Here is a 15,296-nt window from a genome sequence, read left to right on the forward strand (position 1 = left end):
TTAAACTAAAAAACATCACATCCAGACCGCAAGGACGCCATGTCAGGACTTATCTCCAAGACCGCCGAGGCCGTAGGCCGCAACGGACTCTCATACCGCCTGCTCTCCTACATTCTGGTGTGCAGTACCGTATTGGCGATGATCATTACGGTGTTGCAACTCGCCTGGGATTACCGCAAGGATGTGGCCGTTATCGAAGACAGCATCGGCCAGATCGAGGCCTCTTTCCTGCAACCCATCGCCGCCAGCTTGTGGAACCTCGATGAAGAGCAGGTCAAGGTGCAGATCGAAGGGATCATGAACCTGCCCAACATGCAGTTCGTGATGGTCAAGGAGATGCTCGGCAACTCGGAAGTCCCGCTGTTGACCCAGGGGACCGAACGGGAAAGCTACGATATCTCCCGCGAATTCAACCTCACCTATCAGGGTGAAATCGTCGGCAAGCTGTTCGTTGCCGCCTCTCTCGAGCAGATCTACCAGCGCCTGATCGAAAAATCGGTGCTGATCATGGTCAGCCAGACCATCAAGACCCTGGTGGTCTCATTTTGTATCCTGATCATCATTTACTATCTGGTGGTGCGGCACCTCAATCGCATTGCCAGCTACGCCCAGAAGTTCAATCTGGACCGGCTCGATATGGAGCTGGAGCTGGAGGGGCGCCCGCAACCGCGCAAGAAACCCGATGAGCTGGATACCCTGGTCGCCACCCTCAACCAGATGCGCACCCGACTGCGTGACGAACTGGTTGCCCGCCATCAGGCGGCTGAACAGTTGCAGCAGGAGAGGGACTTCTCCGCCACCCTGATCAACTCGGCCAACATGGTCATCTGCTGCATGGAGCCGGATCTGACCATTGCCAGCATCAACCCGGCCGCCATCCTGCTGACCGGCTACCACCAGCAGGAGCTGCTGCAGCACAACTGGCTGGATCTGTTTGTCAGCCCGACCCAGCGGGAAGAGCTGAACAATATCCTGGCCGCAGAGGGTTCGCTGGCAGACCAGGAGGTCATCATGCATGACCAGCAGGCCCACGAGCTGGTGCTGCAGTGGACCTTCGTTCCCTTCTACGATGGCCCCAACCTCAAGTACCAGATCGGGTTTGGCTACGACATCACCCAGCTGAAAAAAGTCGAGCGGGAGATTATCCAGCTTAACGAACAGCTGGAGGGCAAGGTGGAGGAGCGTACCCGCAGCCTGAGCGAGGCGAACAACCAGCTGGGCAAGGCCTACGACGATCTGAAACAAGCCCAGCAGACGCTGGTGGAGTCGGAGAAGATGGCCTCCCTCGGCTCGCTGGTAGCCGGGGTGGCACACGAGATCAACACCCCGATCGGCATCAGCGTGACCGCCTCCTCCTATCTGCAGGAGCGGGTCGCCGACTTCAAGTCCCATATCGACTCCAAGCAGCTGTCGCGCTCCTATCTCAACGAGTTCACCGTCAACCTCGACGAATCGATGCAGCTGCTGCAGAGCAACCTGCGCCGCGCCTCCGAGCTTATCGCCAGCTTCAAGCAGGTAGCGGTCGATCAGTCATCGGAAGCGCGTTACAACTTCAGCCTCGCCGACAACCTGCATCAGGTGGTGGTCTCCCTCGGTCACAAACTGAAGAAGAGTCAGTGCGAAGTGGATATCCAGTGCGATCCCAAGCTGTCGATCTTCTCCTTCCCAGGCAGCTTTACCCAGATCTACTCGAACCTGATCCTCAACTCCATCAACCACGGTTTCGACAACTGGGACAAGCCGAAGAAGATCACCATCAAGGTGGAACAGCAGGGAGAGGAGCTGTTTATCGACTACTCGGACAACGGTCGCGGCATCCCGCCCGAAATATTGCCGCGCATCTTCGATCCCTTCGTCACCTCTAAACGGGGCCAGGGTGGCAGCGGGCTCGGTACCCACATCATCTACAACCTGGTGGTGCAACTGCTGAAAGGCCGTATCAGCTGTGCCAGCGAACCGGGCAACGGTGCCCAGTTCCATATTCGCCTGCCGATCCAACATAACTGAGCGCTGGCTCTTGTGAGCCAGCCGCTTTATCCCCATCATGCTGTGATTGCATTCTTAATGAGCGGAGAACCTCGCAATGGCACAGCATTTTGACTATATCGCCATCGGTGGCGGCAGCGGCGGCATCGCCTCGGCCAACCGGGCTGCCATGTATGGCAAGAAAGTCGCCCTGATTGAAGCCAAAGAGTTGGGTGGAACCTGCGTCAACGTCGGCTGCGTACCGAAGAAGGCCATGTGGTATGCCGGCCAGATCGCCGATGCCCTGAAATATGGCGCCGACTACGGTTTCGACACCACCCTCAACCACTTCAGCTGGGCCAAGCTGGTCGAGTCCCGCCAGGCCTACATCGGCCGCATCCACCAGTCCTACGAGAACGTGCTGGGCAAGAACCAGATCACGGTGATCAAGGGCTTCGCCCGCTTCGTCAGCAGCAACACCATCGAGGTCAATGGCGAGCAATACACCGCCGATCATATCCTGATCGCCACCGGTGGCCGTCCCGAAGTACCTGCCATTCCGGGCGCCGAGCTGGGTATCGACTCCGACGGTTTCTTCGAGCTGCAGAGCCAACCCAAGCGGGTAGCCGTAGTGGGTGCGGGCTATATTGCCGTCGAGATCGCTGGCGTGATGCAAGCGCTTGGATCCGAAACCCATCTGGTGGTGCGCAAGCACGCGCCGCTGCGCAACTTCGACCCCATGATCCACGAGACACTGGTGGAAATCATGGCGCAGGAAGGGCCCAAGCTGCACACCCACGCCATTCCCAAAGCCGTGCTCAAGAACGCCGATGAGAGCCTGACCCTGCAGCTGGAAGATGGCCGCCATCTCACCGTCGACTGCCTGATCTGGGCCATCGGCCGCGTACCGGCTACCGACAACCTCAATCTGGCTGCCGCTGGCATCGCGCTGGACGAGAAGGGCTTTATCCCGACCGACAAATTCCAGAACACCGCCGTCGCCAACATCTATGCGGTGGGTGACAACACCGGCCGCATCCAGCTCACCCCGGTGGCCGTCGCGGCGGGCCGTCGTCTCTCCGAACGGCTGTTCAACAACAAGCCGAACGAGCACCTCAACTACGATCTGGTACCGACCGTGGTGTTCAGCCACCCGCCCATCGGTACCATTGGCCTGACCGAGCCGGAAGCCATCGCCGAATACGGTGAAGATCAGGTGAAGGTCTACCGCAGCCAGTTCACCGCCATGTACTCGGCGCTGACCCAGCATCGCCAGCCCACCAGGATGAAGCTGGTCTGTGTCGGCCCGGAAGAGAAGGTGGTCGGTCTGCACGGTATCGGCTTTGCGATGGACGAGATCCTGCAAGGTTTCGGCGTCGCCATGAAGATGGGTGCCACCAAGGCGGACTTTGACAACTGTGTCGCTATCCATCCGACCAGTGCGGAAGAGTTTGTGACAATGCGATAGGCACGTTGGAAGCTGGCCTGTCACTATCAGACCCGCTTCAACAACTGTGTTTCCACGCCTCATCCCACCAGCGCAGAAGAGTTTGTAACCATGTGCTAAGCACGTCGAAGCCGGCCTGATCACCATCAGGCCGGCTTCGACAACTCAGTTCCGCTTTCCTTCCCTACTCACGACTGCATGACAGAGTGGGCCACCACACGCCAACCACTTCCTGTAGCAGCGCTATCACCACACGGCGAGATTCGACCACGGTCTGCGCATCAGTACCGCCATCACACTGCGGTTCTTACGCAGTGGCTGTCAGGTTGAATGGCATGACGATCGTATCTCCTCGCATTGCATCCAAGTCCAATCTGGCAGATTGAGGTACTCAGGCTTGCGGCTGATATCGTTCGGCCGCATGGGCTTGGCGAAGATCCGACATCAGCCCTTGACGTGCCTCATCCAGAGCGGTCCAACGTTCGGCGACATGAAGCGGCGGAATCGTCACCAACTCGCGGCGATCGAACCCGACCAGTGCAGCATCAACCAGCTCACCCACTTCCATCACCTCGGGGAGCGTGTTGACATCCACACCTGCATGCGCCCAGATTTCGGTGCGGGTTGTGGCCGGCAACACGGCTTGCACATAGACCCCTTTGGGTGACAGTTCATGAGCCAGCCCCTGCGACAAAAACAGCACATAGGCTTTGGTCGCACCGTAGAGAGAGATACCGAACTCGGGCGAAAATCCCACCACCGAACCAATGTTGACGATGCTCCCCGTGCCGGATTGCGCAAGGCGCGGTGCGATCGCTGCGGCGAGCCGCGTCAATGCGGTTATGTTCAGCGCGATCTGGGATTCGATGGCCTCGGGAGATTGCTCCAGAAAATGCCCGGATTGCGGCATACCGGCATTGTTAATGAGGATGCCGATACGTGCGTCATGCCGCAGGCGAGTTTCCAGTGCCGGCAGCTCTGCCGAATTGGTCAGGTCAGCCTGCAGCACCTCAACGGCTATCTGGTGTTGCTCACGCAGGCGCATGGCCAGCGCATCCAGCCGTGACTTGTTGCGCGCAACAAGAACAAGATCGTGGCCGCGACGAGCAAAACGTTCGGCATAGGTGGCACCGATACCGCTGGAGGCGCCGGTGATAAAGACTGTCGGTAGTGTGGTCATGTTATTTCCTTGATATGGATGGCGTGGGTGAACGAGCCAATGCGGCCGTGATCACGGCTTGATGCTGACGACGACCTTGCCCCTGGCGTGGCCCTTGGCGAGGTACTCCAGCGCTTCTTTGGCCTGGTCGAACGGGAATACCTTGTCGATAACCGGCTTGATGCGTTGAGCATCGAGCAGCTCGCCGATTTCGGTGAGTTGGTCGCCATCGGGACGCACAAACAGGAACGAGTAGGCGACGTTCCGCTTGTTCGCCCGCGACCTGATTTTTCGGCTCATCAGCCCGAACAGGAAGCGGAGCAATACGTTCAGCCCCCGGGCCCGCGCGAAGGCAGCATCCAGCGGGCCGGTGAGGGAGATAATCTTGCTGCCCGGTTTGAGGATATCGATGGCTTTTTCGATCGCATCTCCCCTGACGGTCCCCAGCACGGCGTCGTAGCCGTGCAGTTGGTGCTCGAATGCCTGTTGCTTGTAATCGACCACCTCATCAGCCCCCAGCTCGCGCACCAGCTCGATGTTGCCGCTACTGACGGTGGTGCCCACCCTGGCCCCCAGCAGCTTGGCCAGCTGGATAGCAAAGGTGCCGATGCCACCGGATCCGGCAGGGATAAACACTTTTTGGCCAGCCTGCAGATTGGCGCGCTCCTTCAGCGCTTGCCATGAGGTGAGCCCGACCATCGGGATCGAGGCGGCTTGCACGAAATCCAGATTGGCTGGTTTCAACGCCGCAGCGCGCTCAGGCACCACCGCAAATTCGGCCAGCGATCCGCTACCGAGATCGAAAATACTGGCGAAGACGGCATCGCCCGGCTTGAAACGGGTCACCTGACTGCTAACCTCGGTCACGACACCGGCCAGATCGCTGCCCAATGTGGCGGGAAGCTGAAAATGGAGCACCGGTTTGAACATGCCGGTCGGAATCATGTTGTCGATCGGATTCACGCCGGCGGCATAAACCTGAACCAGCATTTCGTCCGCCTTCAGTGCGGGACGCGGGATATCCGTGAGCCCAATCTCCGGCGACTTGCCGTAGCGTTTGAATGTGAGTGCTTTCATGGTTCGGTCATTCATCCTTGGCTGTGCATCGGGGTCAGGTCTGCGTCATCCGTGAGGAAGGCCAGCACCTCGGGCACAAAGGCCCGATAGTGCTGAAAAATGCCACCGTGCCCCGAGTCGGGGTAAATCGTCAGTCGGGCATTCGGCAGCCGGCGAGCCATGTCCGCTGACAGTCGGCTATCGACCATCAGATCATGGTCACCATTGGCCACGAACACCGGTTGCGTGATGACCGAGAGATCATCCGGCGCACTCAATCCCGCACTCCGGATCGCCTTGAGCTGGGCATATCTGGCCTGCAGGGAGATGGGCTGGTCACGGTCAGTCGTGCGCGCTTTCAGGCGAGAGAAGTACTCTTTTGCCGCGCGCTTGCCATCCGGTGTGCGGGGAAAAAACAGGAAGTGCCGCGGATCGTTCAGCGTCAATGCCGCTTTGAGGTAGGCGGTGGCGGCAACCTTGTTGATCTCGTCGATACCGCCACCACCCCGCGGCCCGGTTCCGGCAAGCACAATCCGGCGCACCAGATCCGGCGCCTGCAACGCCACCATTTGCGCCACACCACCACCTAACGAAAACCCGAGCAGATCGACCTGCTGCAATCCCATGGCGCGAATAAAGGCGATGGCATCACGACCCATCTCCTCAATGGTATGTGGCACCGCTCCCCCCGAGGCACCGACGCCGCGATTATCGAAAGCGATAACCCGACGCTTCGCGGCGATGCCATCGATAACACCGGGATCCCAGTCATCGAGTACCGCCATCAGATGGTGCAAAAAGATCACCGGCACACCGGTGTCGGGGCCCAACGCCCGATAGGCAAAAGATGTTCCGTTCACATTAAGGGTGCGGGTCGGCACATCTTTCCAATGCATATGCCCTGTCTGACGAACGGTGCTCACCGGGCGGTGACCGGCCGATCTCCCGGTTATCGAGGCGATCCCCATCTTCTTTGTAACCATGTCCGAGATCTCCGTGTTGGGTGGATTGTTTGTGGTTGCAGTGTTACTATCAAATTGATATCAACTTACTATCAATTCACAACCAAGTCACTATCAAAACAGTATGAACATGAAAAAAAGTTACGATACCCCATGCCCAATCGCGCGCAGCATGGCGATTGCTGGTGATGCATGGAGCATATTGATCCTGCGCGATGCCCATGCCGGTCTCACTCGCTTTGACCAGTTCCGGAAAAGTCTGGGGATAGCGCCCACGATGTTGACCCGCCGACTGGCGACGTTGACCGAAGAGGGTTTGCTGGAAAAAAGGCTTTATTCTGAACATCCACCCCGTGAGGAGTATCTGCTGACCGCCGCCGGTCGCGATTTTCTACCGATACTCTTCATGATTGGTGAGTGGGGTCGCCAATATCGGGGCGACGACAACATGATCCGTTTCTTCGATATGGAGGCCGACACAGAAATCAAGGCCATCGTGGTCGATGAAGTGACCGGGGCAAAGATTGGGACCCGCCCGCTGCGCGTGGTGATGCCTGATGAAAGCTGACAGGTGATTTGGCAATCGCATCGTCTTTCACCCGAACCCGGCTCAGGCCGGGTTTTTTGATCTCTCCTCGCCATTTCTCTCGCAAAACCGCCGTTCTTTACGCCGATTTTACGCCTGCCCCATGGCGCTTTATGGCGCCTTTACGCCTGTTTTACATACCCTTTCAGCGTCAATGACACCAACAGAGTCGATAGGGTTTTACATCGACTCTCGCAGCTAATTATCTCAATGGAGTCGATATGAATTGGCTATATCTGCTGCTCGTCCTCGCCTTGATGGTCTACCTGCTGCGTGCACTCACGCGCAGTCACGAGTGAGGGATCTGATATGTGGCAAGAAGTGATCTATCCGGTGGCCTTCGTGCTGCTGGTTCTGCTGCCGGCACCGCTGCTGGGCAACTACATCTACCGGGTATTTGAAGGCAAAACCCGCTGGCTGGCACCGGTCGAGCGCGCCACGCTGGCCTGTTGCGGCACCGATGGACGGGAGCAGGACTGGAAGTCCTACGCCCTCAGCCTGCTGGCCTTCAACGGCGCCGGTTTCGGTCTGCTGTTCCTGATCCTGATGGCGCAGGGGTTGCTGCCACTCAACCCGCAACAACTGCCGGGTCTGAGCTGGCAACTCGCCTTCAACACCGCGGTCAGCTTTATGACCAACACCAACTGGCAAGCCTATTCCGGTGAGGCCAGCCTCTCCTACTTCAGCCAGATGGTGGGCCTGACCACCCAGAACTTCGTCTCCGCAGGGACGGGCGCCGCCGTAGCCATTGCCCTGTTCCGCGGTATCGCTCGCCAACAGACCATCAACCTTGGCAACTTCTGGCAGGATCTGGTGCGTTTCTGCCTCTACGTGCTGCTGCCAATCGCGCTGATCATGGCGCTGGTGCTGGTGTGGCAAGGGGTGCCGCAAAGCCTCTCCGCCTATCTGCCGTTCCACGGTGTGGAAGGTCAGGAGCAACTGCTGCCGCTCGGCCCGGCGGCTTCTCAGATCGCCATCAAGCAGCTTGGCTCCAACGGCGGCGGCTTCTTCGGCATCAACTCGGCACATCCGTTCGAGAACCCGACAGCCCTCTCCAACTGGCTGGAGATGGTGACTCTGCTCACTATCGCCGCAGCCATGGTCTTTACTCTGGGCCGCTATGTGAAAGACATGGCCCACAGCCGTGCCATTCTCGGCGCCATGACCCTCATGCTGGTGCTGGGGCTCTTCGTCTCCATCACTCAGGAGCTGAAACTGGATCCGGCCCTCGCCCACCTCACCACTGACGCCAGCAATATGGCAGGCAACTGGGAAGGCAAGGAGAGCCGCTTCGGCCCGGTGCTCTCCAGCATCTGGGAAGTGGCGACCACCGCCGCCTCCAACGGCTCGGTCAACGCCATGCACGACAGCTTTGCCCCCCTCGCCGGTATGGTTGGCATGATCAACATGCTGCTGGGTGAAGTGGTGTTCGGCGGCGTGGGTGCCGGTATCTACGGCATGATGCTGTTCGTGCTGCTGACCGTGTTCCTCTGCGGCCTGATGGTGGGGCGCACCCCGACCTATCTGGGCAAACGCCTCGGTATCACCGAGATGAAGTGGGTGGTCGCCAGCATGCTGGTGATGCCGCTGGGTGTGTTGGTGATCGGTGGTATCACCCTGCTGATGCCGGATGCCAGCACCATCATCGGTCACGACGGCCCGCACGGTCTGTCACGCCTCATCTATGCCTACGCCTCGGCTGCCGGCAACAACGGCTCCGCCTTCGCCGGTTTTGCCGCCGGGGACAACTGGCAGTGCATCGCCATCGGTCTGGCCATGCTGCTCGGTCGCTTCGGCTACATCATTCCGGTACTGGCCATCGCCGGTCAGCTGGCCCGCACACCCCGTCAGGAGACGAGCGAAGGTGACTTCCCCATCAGCGGCCCGCTGTTCGTTACCCTGCTGATCATCACTGTCCTGCTGATAGGTGGCCTCTCCTTCCTGCCGGTGCTGGCACTGGGCCCGGTGGCCGAACATCTGAGCCTGATCGGGGGGGCGTTCTGATGAACCTGACCCTGTCGATCACCATCCGGATGCCAATAGCCAACTATCTGATGCTGGGAGCTTTCCAATGAGCAAGTCCACTGCAATGAGCACCGACACCATTAAGGTGAAGGGCAAGAAACAGAAATCACAGGTCCTGCAAGCCATGGTTGAGGCCCTCTATCGCTTCAATCCCAAGGCGCTGTTTGGCAGCCCTATCCTGTTCACCCTCTGGCTGGCCGCTGTGATGGCGACCGTTGAATCCCTGCTGGGGCAGCCCTTCTCGGGTGTTGCCCCCTCGCTGGCCTGGCAGCTGACCGCCTGGCTCTGGCTGACCCTCTGGTTTGCCAACTTCGCGGAAACCCTGGCCGAGGGGCGCGGCAAGGCCCGCGCCGACAGCCTGAAAGCGGGCATGAGCCAGCTCAAGGCCCGTCGGGTGACCGATGCCAAAGATGGTCAGGGCGAGTGGGTATCGGCCACCAGCCTGATGAAGGGTGATCTGGTGCTGGTACGCAGCGGCGAGATGATCCCGGCCGACGGTGAAGTGATCGCCGGTATCGCCTCGGTCAACGAGGCCGCCATCACCGGCGAATCCGCCCCCGTCATCCGCGAGTCGGGCACCGACCGCAGCGGTGTGACCGGCAACACCACCGTCGTCTCTGACGAGATCTGGGTGCGCGTCAGCAACAATCCGGGCGAAAGCACGCTGGATCGGATGATCGCACTGGTGGAAGGGGCCAAACGTCAGAAGACCCCCAACGAGATGGCGCTCGACGCCCTGCTGGTGGGGCTGACCCTGATCTTCCTGTTGGTGGTCGCGACCCTGCCTTGGTTCCTCGACTACAACGGCACTCAGGTACCGCGCCTCTACCTGATCGCTCTCTTCATCACCCTGATCCCGACCACCATCGGCGGCCTGCTCTCCGCCATCGGCATTGCCGGTATGGATCGACTGGTGAAGCTGAACGTCATCGCCAAGTCAGGCCGTGCCGTGGAAGCGGCTGGTGACGTGCGCACCCTGCTGCTGGACAAGACCGGCACCATCACCTTCGGCAACCGGATGGCCGACGAGTTGATCCCGGCACCGGGCGTTGACCCCGCCCTGCTGGCACAAGCCGCCATGCTGGCCTCGCTGGGTGACAATACCCCGGAGGGCAAATCCATCCTGACTCTGGCCAGCAAAAGCATGGCCAAGCCGAGCCAGCTGGAGAGCGACAAGGTGATCCCCTTCAGCGCCGAAACCCGGCTGAGCGGACTGGATCGCAACGGTCATCAATATCGCAAGGGGGCGGTAGATGCCGTGCTGAACTACCTCAGCCTCGACCGCAAGGCGGTACCTGAGCTGGTGCTCAAGTCAGTCGACAGCATCGCCCGTCAGGGTGGGACTCCGCTGCTGGTCTGCACTCAGGAGAAACTGTTGGGGGTGGTCTACCTCAAGGACATCATCAAGCCCGGTATCAAGGCTCGCTTCCAGATCCTGCGCCACATGGGGATCCGCACCGTGATGATCACCGGCGACAACCCGAAAACCGCCGCCGCCATCGCCGCCGAAGCCGGGGTGGATGACTTCATCGCCGAGGCGACGCCGGAGAAGAAGCTCGCCTATATCCGTCAGGAGCAGGCCGATGGTCGTCTGGTCGCCATGTGCGGTGACGGCGCCAACGACGCGCCCGCGCTGGCACAGGCTGACGTGGGGCTGGCCATGAACGAGGGTACCCAGGCCGCCAAGGAGGCGGGCAACCTGGTGGATCTCGACTCCAACCCCACCAAGCTGCTGGATGTGGTGCTGGTCGGCAAACAGCTGCTGGTGACCCGTGGCGCCCTGACCACCTTCTCCATCGCCAACGACGTGGCCAAGTACTTCGCCATCCTGCCAGCCCTGTTCATCGCCGCCTACCCGCAACTGGGAGCACTGAACCTGATGCAGCTGGGCAGCCCACAGAGCGCCATCCTGTCGGCCATCATCTTCAACGCCCTGATCATTGTGGCGCTGGTGCCGCTGGCGCTGCGTGGTGTCGACCTGAAAGGCTCGGCCGCCAGCCTGCTGCGCCGCAACCTGCTGATCTACGGTGTCGGCGGCCTGCTGGTGCCTTTCATTGGCATCAAGCTGATCGACCTGGTCATTACCGGCCTGGGTTTGGTGTAACGACATAACCGGGATGCGGGACAGACCCGCATCCCCAGCCATCCTTTTGGAGCAAGAGAATCATGATAGCAATCAGAACCCTGTTGACCCTGACCCTGCTGCTGGGGATCGCCTACCCGCTGGCCGTCACCGGGCTGGCCCAACTGCTGTTCCCCTGGCAGGCCAACGGCAGCCAGCTCACCGACAGCAAGCAGCAACTGATCGGTAGCGCCCTGCTGGGACAGAAATTCGAGCGGGCTGACTACTTCCATCCCCGCCCCTCCGCCAGCGATTTCAACACCATTGGCGGTAGCGCCAGCAATCTGGGGATGAGCTCACCGCTGCGGGCAGAGTTTGCCGAACAGGCAGCCAAGGCACAGCCTGAAACCAGCTCCCCCGCCATGCTGACACGCTCGGCTTCCGGCCTCGATCCCCACCTGCCGCTCGATGCGGTGCTGGCTCAGGTGGACCGCGTTGCCAAAGAACGTGGGCTGGATCCCGCCCAACTGACGGAGCAGGTCAAGTCAGCCACACAAGCTGGTATCCTTGGCCCGCAGGTGGTCAACATTCTCCAGCTGAATCTGCAACTGGATCATAAAAAGGGCGCCTGATGGCGCCCATTCCGGTTTGGTGATGACCTCGATTTTCGAAACGGGCAGTTGGCTCGATAGGGATAACAATGGCTGATGTGGCAAGCGCTGATGCCCTGCTGACGAGTCTGGTGCAGGAGCATGGGGATGCGTGATGAAGCAAGGGCCGACGCCCTGCTGGCGAGTCTGGAACAGGAGCACAAGGGCAAGCTGAAGGTGTTTCTCGGGGCCGCTCCCGGCGTGGGCAAGACCTACGCCATGCTGCAGGCAGTGCGGGAACAGGCCAAAGAGGAGGTCGATATCCTGATCGGCGTGGTGGAGACCCACGGCCGTCAGGAGACCCTGGCTCTGCTCGACAAGCTCGCCATCATGCCGCGCAAGATCCACATGCACCGCCAGCAGCGGCTGGAGGAGATGGATCTCGACGGCCTGCTCGCCCGCAAACCGGCCATCGCCGTGGTGGACGAACTGGCCCACAGCAACGCCCCAGGCAGCCGCCACGAGAAGCGCTGGCAGGATGTGGAGGAGCTGCTGAACGCTGGCATCGACGTCTACACCACCCTCAACGTGCAGCATCTGGAGAGCCTCAACGATCTGGTGTGGCAGCTGACCGGGGTCAGGGTGAAAGAGACCCTGCCCGATCAGGTGCTGCTGGAAGCCGACAGTCTGGTGTTGATCGACCTGCCCCCCAAGGAGCTGCTCGGCCGCCTCAAGGAGGGCAAGGTCTATGTGCCCCATCAGGCCAAGGCGGCGCTGCAATCCTTCTTCTCCCTCAACAACCTCACCGCATTACGGGAGCTGGCGATGCAGACCGCCGCCAGCCATGTGGAAGGGGATCTGCAACTGCAGTGGCAGGCAGCAGGCAAGACCACCTTGCCGCTGCGGGGCAAGCTGATGGTCTGCCTCGGCGATCAGCACGGCTCGGCGCTGGTGCGCTATGGCCACCGCTTTGCCCAGCGCCGCCAGCTCCCCTGGCTGGTGGTGCATATCGACAGCAATGGCCGCCGATCTGCCGATGTGGAGCAGGCGCTGGCGCTCGCCTCCCACCTCGGTGCCAAGGTGCTGACCCTCTCCAGTCCGGCGGTCGCCAACACCCTGCTGGAGACCGCCGAGCAGCAGCAGGTCTCCCAGTTGCTGCTCGGCAAACCCCACAAGGCGCCGTGGCGCCGCTCGCTGGTGCAACACCTGCTCAAGCAGGCGCAGGGGCTCGAAATCACCCTGGTCGATACCGGGAAGCACCAGCCCGGAGTGGGGATGCGCTCCGCGACCCCGAAGGATATCCACCACAGCCTGCTGGCGGTAGCCATCATGGGGATCACCTCGGCTGCCGCCTGGGGGCTCTCCTACTGGCTGCCACCTGCCGCCCTGCCGCTGCTGTTCGTGCTGGGGGTGCTGGCGACCGCCCTCACCACCAGTCTGGTGCCTGCGACGCTGGCGGCGGTGCTGGGCTTTATCGCCCACAATCTGCTATTCACCGCCCCCTACTTCTCCCTCAGCGTCGCCAACCACAGCGACCTGCTCACCCTGTTCGTGCTGCTTATCGTCGGCATGACGGCGGGGCGGCTCGCCTCCCGCCAGCGGCAGCAGTTGATCGGCCTGCGCGAGACCCAGCAGCTGGGCAATGCCCTGCTCTCCCTCAGTCAGGGACTGGCCACCGCCAGCAGTCCGGAGGAGGTACTCAGACAAGGTGCCCAGGCCATTTCGCTGGCGCTCGGCCAGCCGACTGTGGTGATCGACAAGGAGTTCAACGACCGGCTCGGCAACGAGAAGCACAGACCGGGACAGACCGACAAGGCGGCCATCGACTGGTGTCTGGCCCAGAAACAGAGCGCCGGGGCCCACACAGCGACCCTCAATGCCGCTGAGGCGCAGTATCACCACCTCAGCGACGATCTGGTGATTGGCATAACCCTGACCAATCCGCTCTCCTCCTCCGCCGAGCACCAGCTGCAGGCGCTGCTCACCGACATTCGCGCGGCACTGGCGCGGATCGACCTCAACGAACGGCTGGCCGACAGCCAGCTACAGGCGGAGACCGACCGGATGCGCGCCGCTCTGCTCTCCTCGGTCTCCCACGATTTGAAAACCCCGCTGGCGACCATCATGGGGGCTGGCAGTACCCTGCTGGAATATGGTGACCGGATCCCTGCTGAAGACCGCGACGAACTGCTCCACTCGGTACAGGAGGAGGCTCGCCGCCTGCACAGCTATGTGCAGAATCTGCTGGATATGACCCGCATCGGCTCCCCCGATTTCCAGCTGAAACGGGACTGGGTCGATCTGGCGGATCTGGTGGAGAGCGCCCGCAAGCGGCTCGACTCCTCCTGGCGCCAGCACAAGCTGCTGGTCCATTTCGATCAGCATGTGCCCCAGCTCTATGTGCACGGCGCCCTGATCGAGCAGGTGCTGGTCAATATTCTCGACAACGCCTCCCGCTACTCGCCGGCAGGCACCCCCATCGAGTTCAAGGTGATGCTGGCCGAGCCCGATCTCATCATCGACATCATCGATATCGGGGTCGGTATCGCCGAGTCGGATCGGGAGAAGATCTTCAACCTCTTCTACACCCAGCCGGTGGGCGATTGCGGCAGCCGTGGCACCGGGCTTGGCCTCGCCATTTCCCGCGCTATGATAGAGGCCCACGGCGGCAAGATTTGGGCCTTCTCAGGCCCCAATGGCAACGGCACCTGCATGCGCATCTCCCTGCCGCTCGCCCTCAATTCACCGGAGGTTTGATGGCTCACATTCTGGTCATTGATGATGAAGCGGCGATCCGCCGCTTTCTGCGGATCAGCCTGATTGCCGAGGGGCATCAGGTGAGTGAGGCGGTGGGGGTCAATGAAGGGCTGGAGCAGTATCGCCACCTCAACCCCGATCTGGTGATCCTCGATCTCGGTCTGCCGGATGGTGATGGCATTCAGGTGTTGCAGGCCATTCGCGAGCATCACCCCAACCCGGTACTGGTGCTGTCGGCCCGCGATTCGGAGCAGGAGAAGGTGCGGCTGCTGGATGCGGGAGCCAACGACTATATGAGCAAACCATTTGGCATTGGCGAGATGATGGCCCGCATTCGCGCGCTCTTGCGCCAGCGGGCTGGCGTCAGCAGCGGCGAGCGGCGCCACTTCCCCCAATGCGGGCTGACGCTGGATATCAGCAGCCACAAGGTGACCATGAAGGAGGAGGAGATCCCCCTCTCTCGCAAGGAGTTCGCCCTGCTGCAGGCGCTGGTGTGCCACCCCGGCAAGCTGGTGATGCAGACCCAGTTGCTCAACGACATCTGGGGGCCGAGCCACAAGGAAGACACCCACTACCTGCGCATCGTCATCGCCAGCCTGCGCAAAAAGCTGGGGGATAACCCCCAGCAACCGGCGCTTATCGAGACAGAATCCGGTATCGGCTACCGCTTTATCGGCAACTGACGTT

The 15,296-nt window shown here is 60.9% G+C and carries 11 protein-coding genes; 8 read left to right on the plus strand and 3 right to left on the minus strand.

Annotation, left to right across the window (positions count from 1 at the left end; all coding sequences use genetic code 11):
* Positions 1-39 precede the first annotated feature (39 nt).
* Both I6G90_RS15725 and gorA read left to right on the plus strand, forming a co-directional pair.
* A complete protein-coding gene (locus I6G90_RS15725; RefSeq protein WP_042656856.1) occupies positions 40-2,007 on the plus strand; it encodes an ATP-binding protein in 1,968 nt (655 codons plus the stop codon).
* A 76-nt stretch (positions 2,008-2,083) separates the two neighbouring features.
* On the plus strand, positions 2,084-3,433 hold the full coding sequence (gene gorA / locus I6G90_RS15730) for a glutathione-disulfide reductase (RefSeq protein WP_182938591.1): 1,350 nt from the start codon (positions 2,084-2,086) through the stop codon (positions 3,431-3,433).
* A 370-nt stretch (positions 3,434-3,803) separates the two neighbouring features.
* On the opposite strand, the gene I6G90_RS15735 is transcribed toward gorA, so the two are convergent.
* The 3 genes from I6G90_RS15735 to I6G90_RS15745 are packed head-to-tail and all read right to left on the minus strand — an operon-like array spanning position 3,804 to position 6,523.
* Positions 3,804-4,592, minus strand: a complete 789-nt coding sequence (locus I6G90_RS15735; RefSeq protein WP_058052666.1) for an SDR family NAD(P)-dependent oxidoreductase — start codon at positions 4,590-4,592, stop codon at positions 3,804-3,806.
* A gap of 51 nt (positions 4,593-4,643) precedes the next feature.
* Positions 4,644-5,648, minus strand: a complete 1,005-nt coding sequence (locus I6G90_RS15740) for an NADP-dependent oxidoreductase (RefSeq protein ID WP_197928252.1) — start codon at positions 5,646-5,648, stop codon at positions 4,644-4,646.
* Between the two features lie 11 nt (positions 5,649-5,659).
* Entirely contained in the window at positions 5,660-6,523 is an 864-nt protein-coding gene (locus I6G90_RS15745; protein WP_232254366.1) for an alpha/beta fold hydrolase, read from the minus strand.
* Positions 6,524-6,719: 196 nt separating this feature from the next.
* Between I6G90_RS15745 and I6G90_RS15750 the strand changes: the two genes are divergently transcribed.
* From I6G90_RS15750 to I6G90_RS15775, 6 genes are all read left to right on the plus strand, one after another.
* Complete coding sequence (locus tag I6G90_RS15750; protein WP_232099153.1) at positions 6,720-7,157, plus strand: winged helix-turn-helix transcriptional regulator; 438 nt, start codon at positions 6,720-6,722, stop codon at positions 7,155-7,157.
* A 327-nt stretch (positions 7,158-7,484) separates the two neighbouring features.
* Positions 7,485-9,179 carry a potassium-transporting ATPase subunit KdpA gene (kdpA, locus tag I6G90_RS15755; RefSeq protein ID WP_197928254.1) on the plus strand — a complete coding sequence of 565 codons (1,695 nt, stop codon included), beginning with the start codon at positions 7,485-7,487 and terminating at the stop codon, positions 9,177-9,179.
* Positions 9,180-9,246: 67 nt separating this feature from the next.
* Complete coding sequence (kdpB, locus tag I6G90_RS15760) at positions 9,247-11,304, plus strand: potassium-transporting ATPase subunit KdpB (protein ID WP_197928256.1); 2,058 nt, start codon at positions 9,247-9,249, stop codon at positions 11,302-11,304.
* 62 nt (positions 11,305-11,366) lie between these two features.
* Complete coding sequence (locus tag I6G90_RS15765; protein WP_197928257.1) at positions 11,367-11,894, plus strand: potassium-transporting ATPase subunit C; 528 nt, start codon at positions 11,367-11,369, stop codon at positions 11,892-11,894.
* A 126-nt stretch (positions 11,895-12,020) separates the two neighbouring features.
* A complete protein-coding gene (locus I6G90_RS15770; protein WP_197928259.1) occupies positions 12,021-14,609 on the plus strand; it encodes a sensor histidine kinase in 2,589 nt (862 codons plus the stop codon).
* Positions 14,609-15,292, plus strand: a complete 684-nt coding sequence (locus I6G90_RS15775; protein ID WP_197928260.1) for a response regulator — start codon at positions 14,609-14,611, stop codon at positions 15,290-15,292. Before I6G90_RS15770 ends, I6G90_RS15775 begins: the two co-directional genes overlap by 1 nt.
* Positions 15,293-15,296 lie beyond the last annotated feature (4 nt).

It is taken from the genome of Aeromonas allosaccharophila, from assembly GCF_016026615.1.
Classification (GTDB): domain Bacteria; phylum Pseudomonadota; class Gammaproteobacteria; order Enterobacterales; family Aeromonadaceae; genus Aeromonas; species Aeromonas allosaccharophila.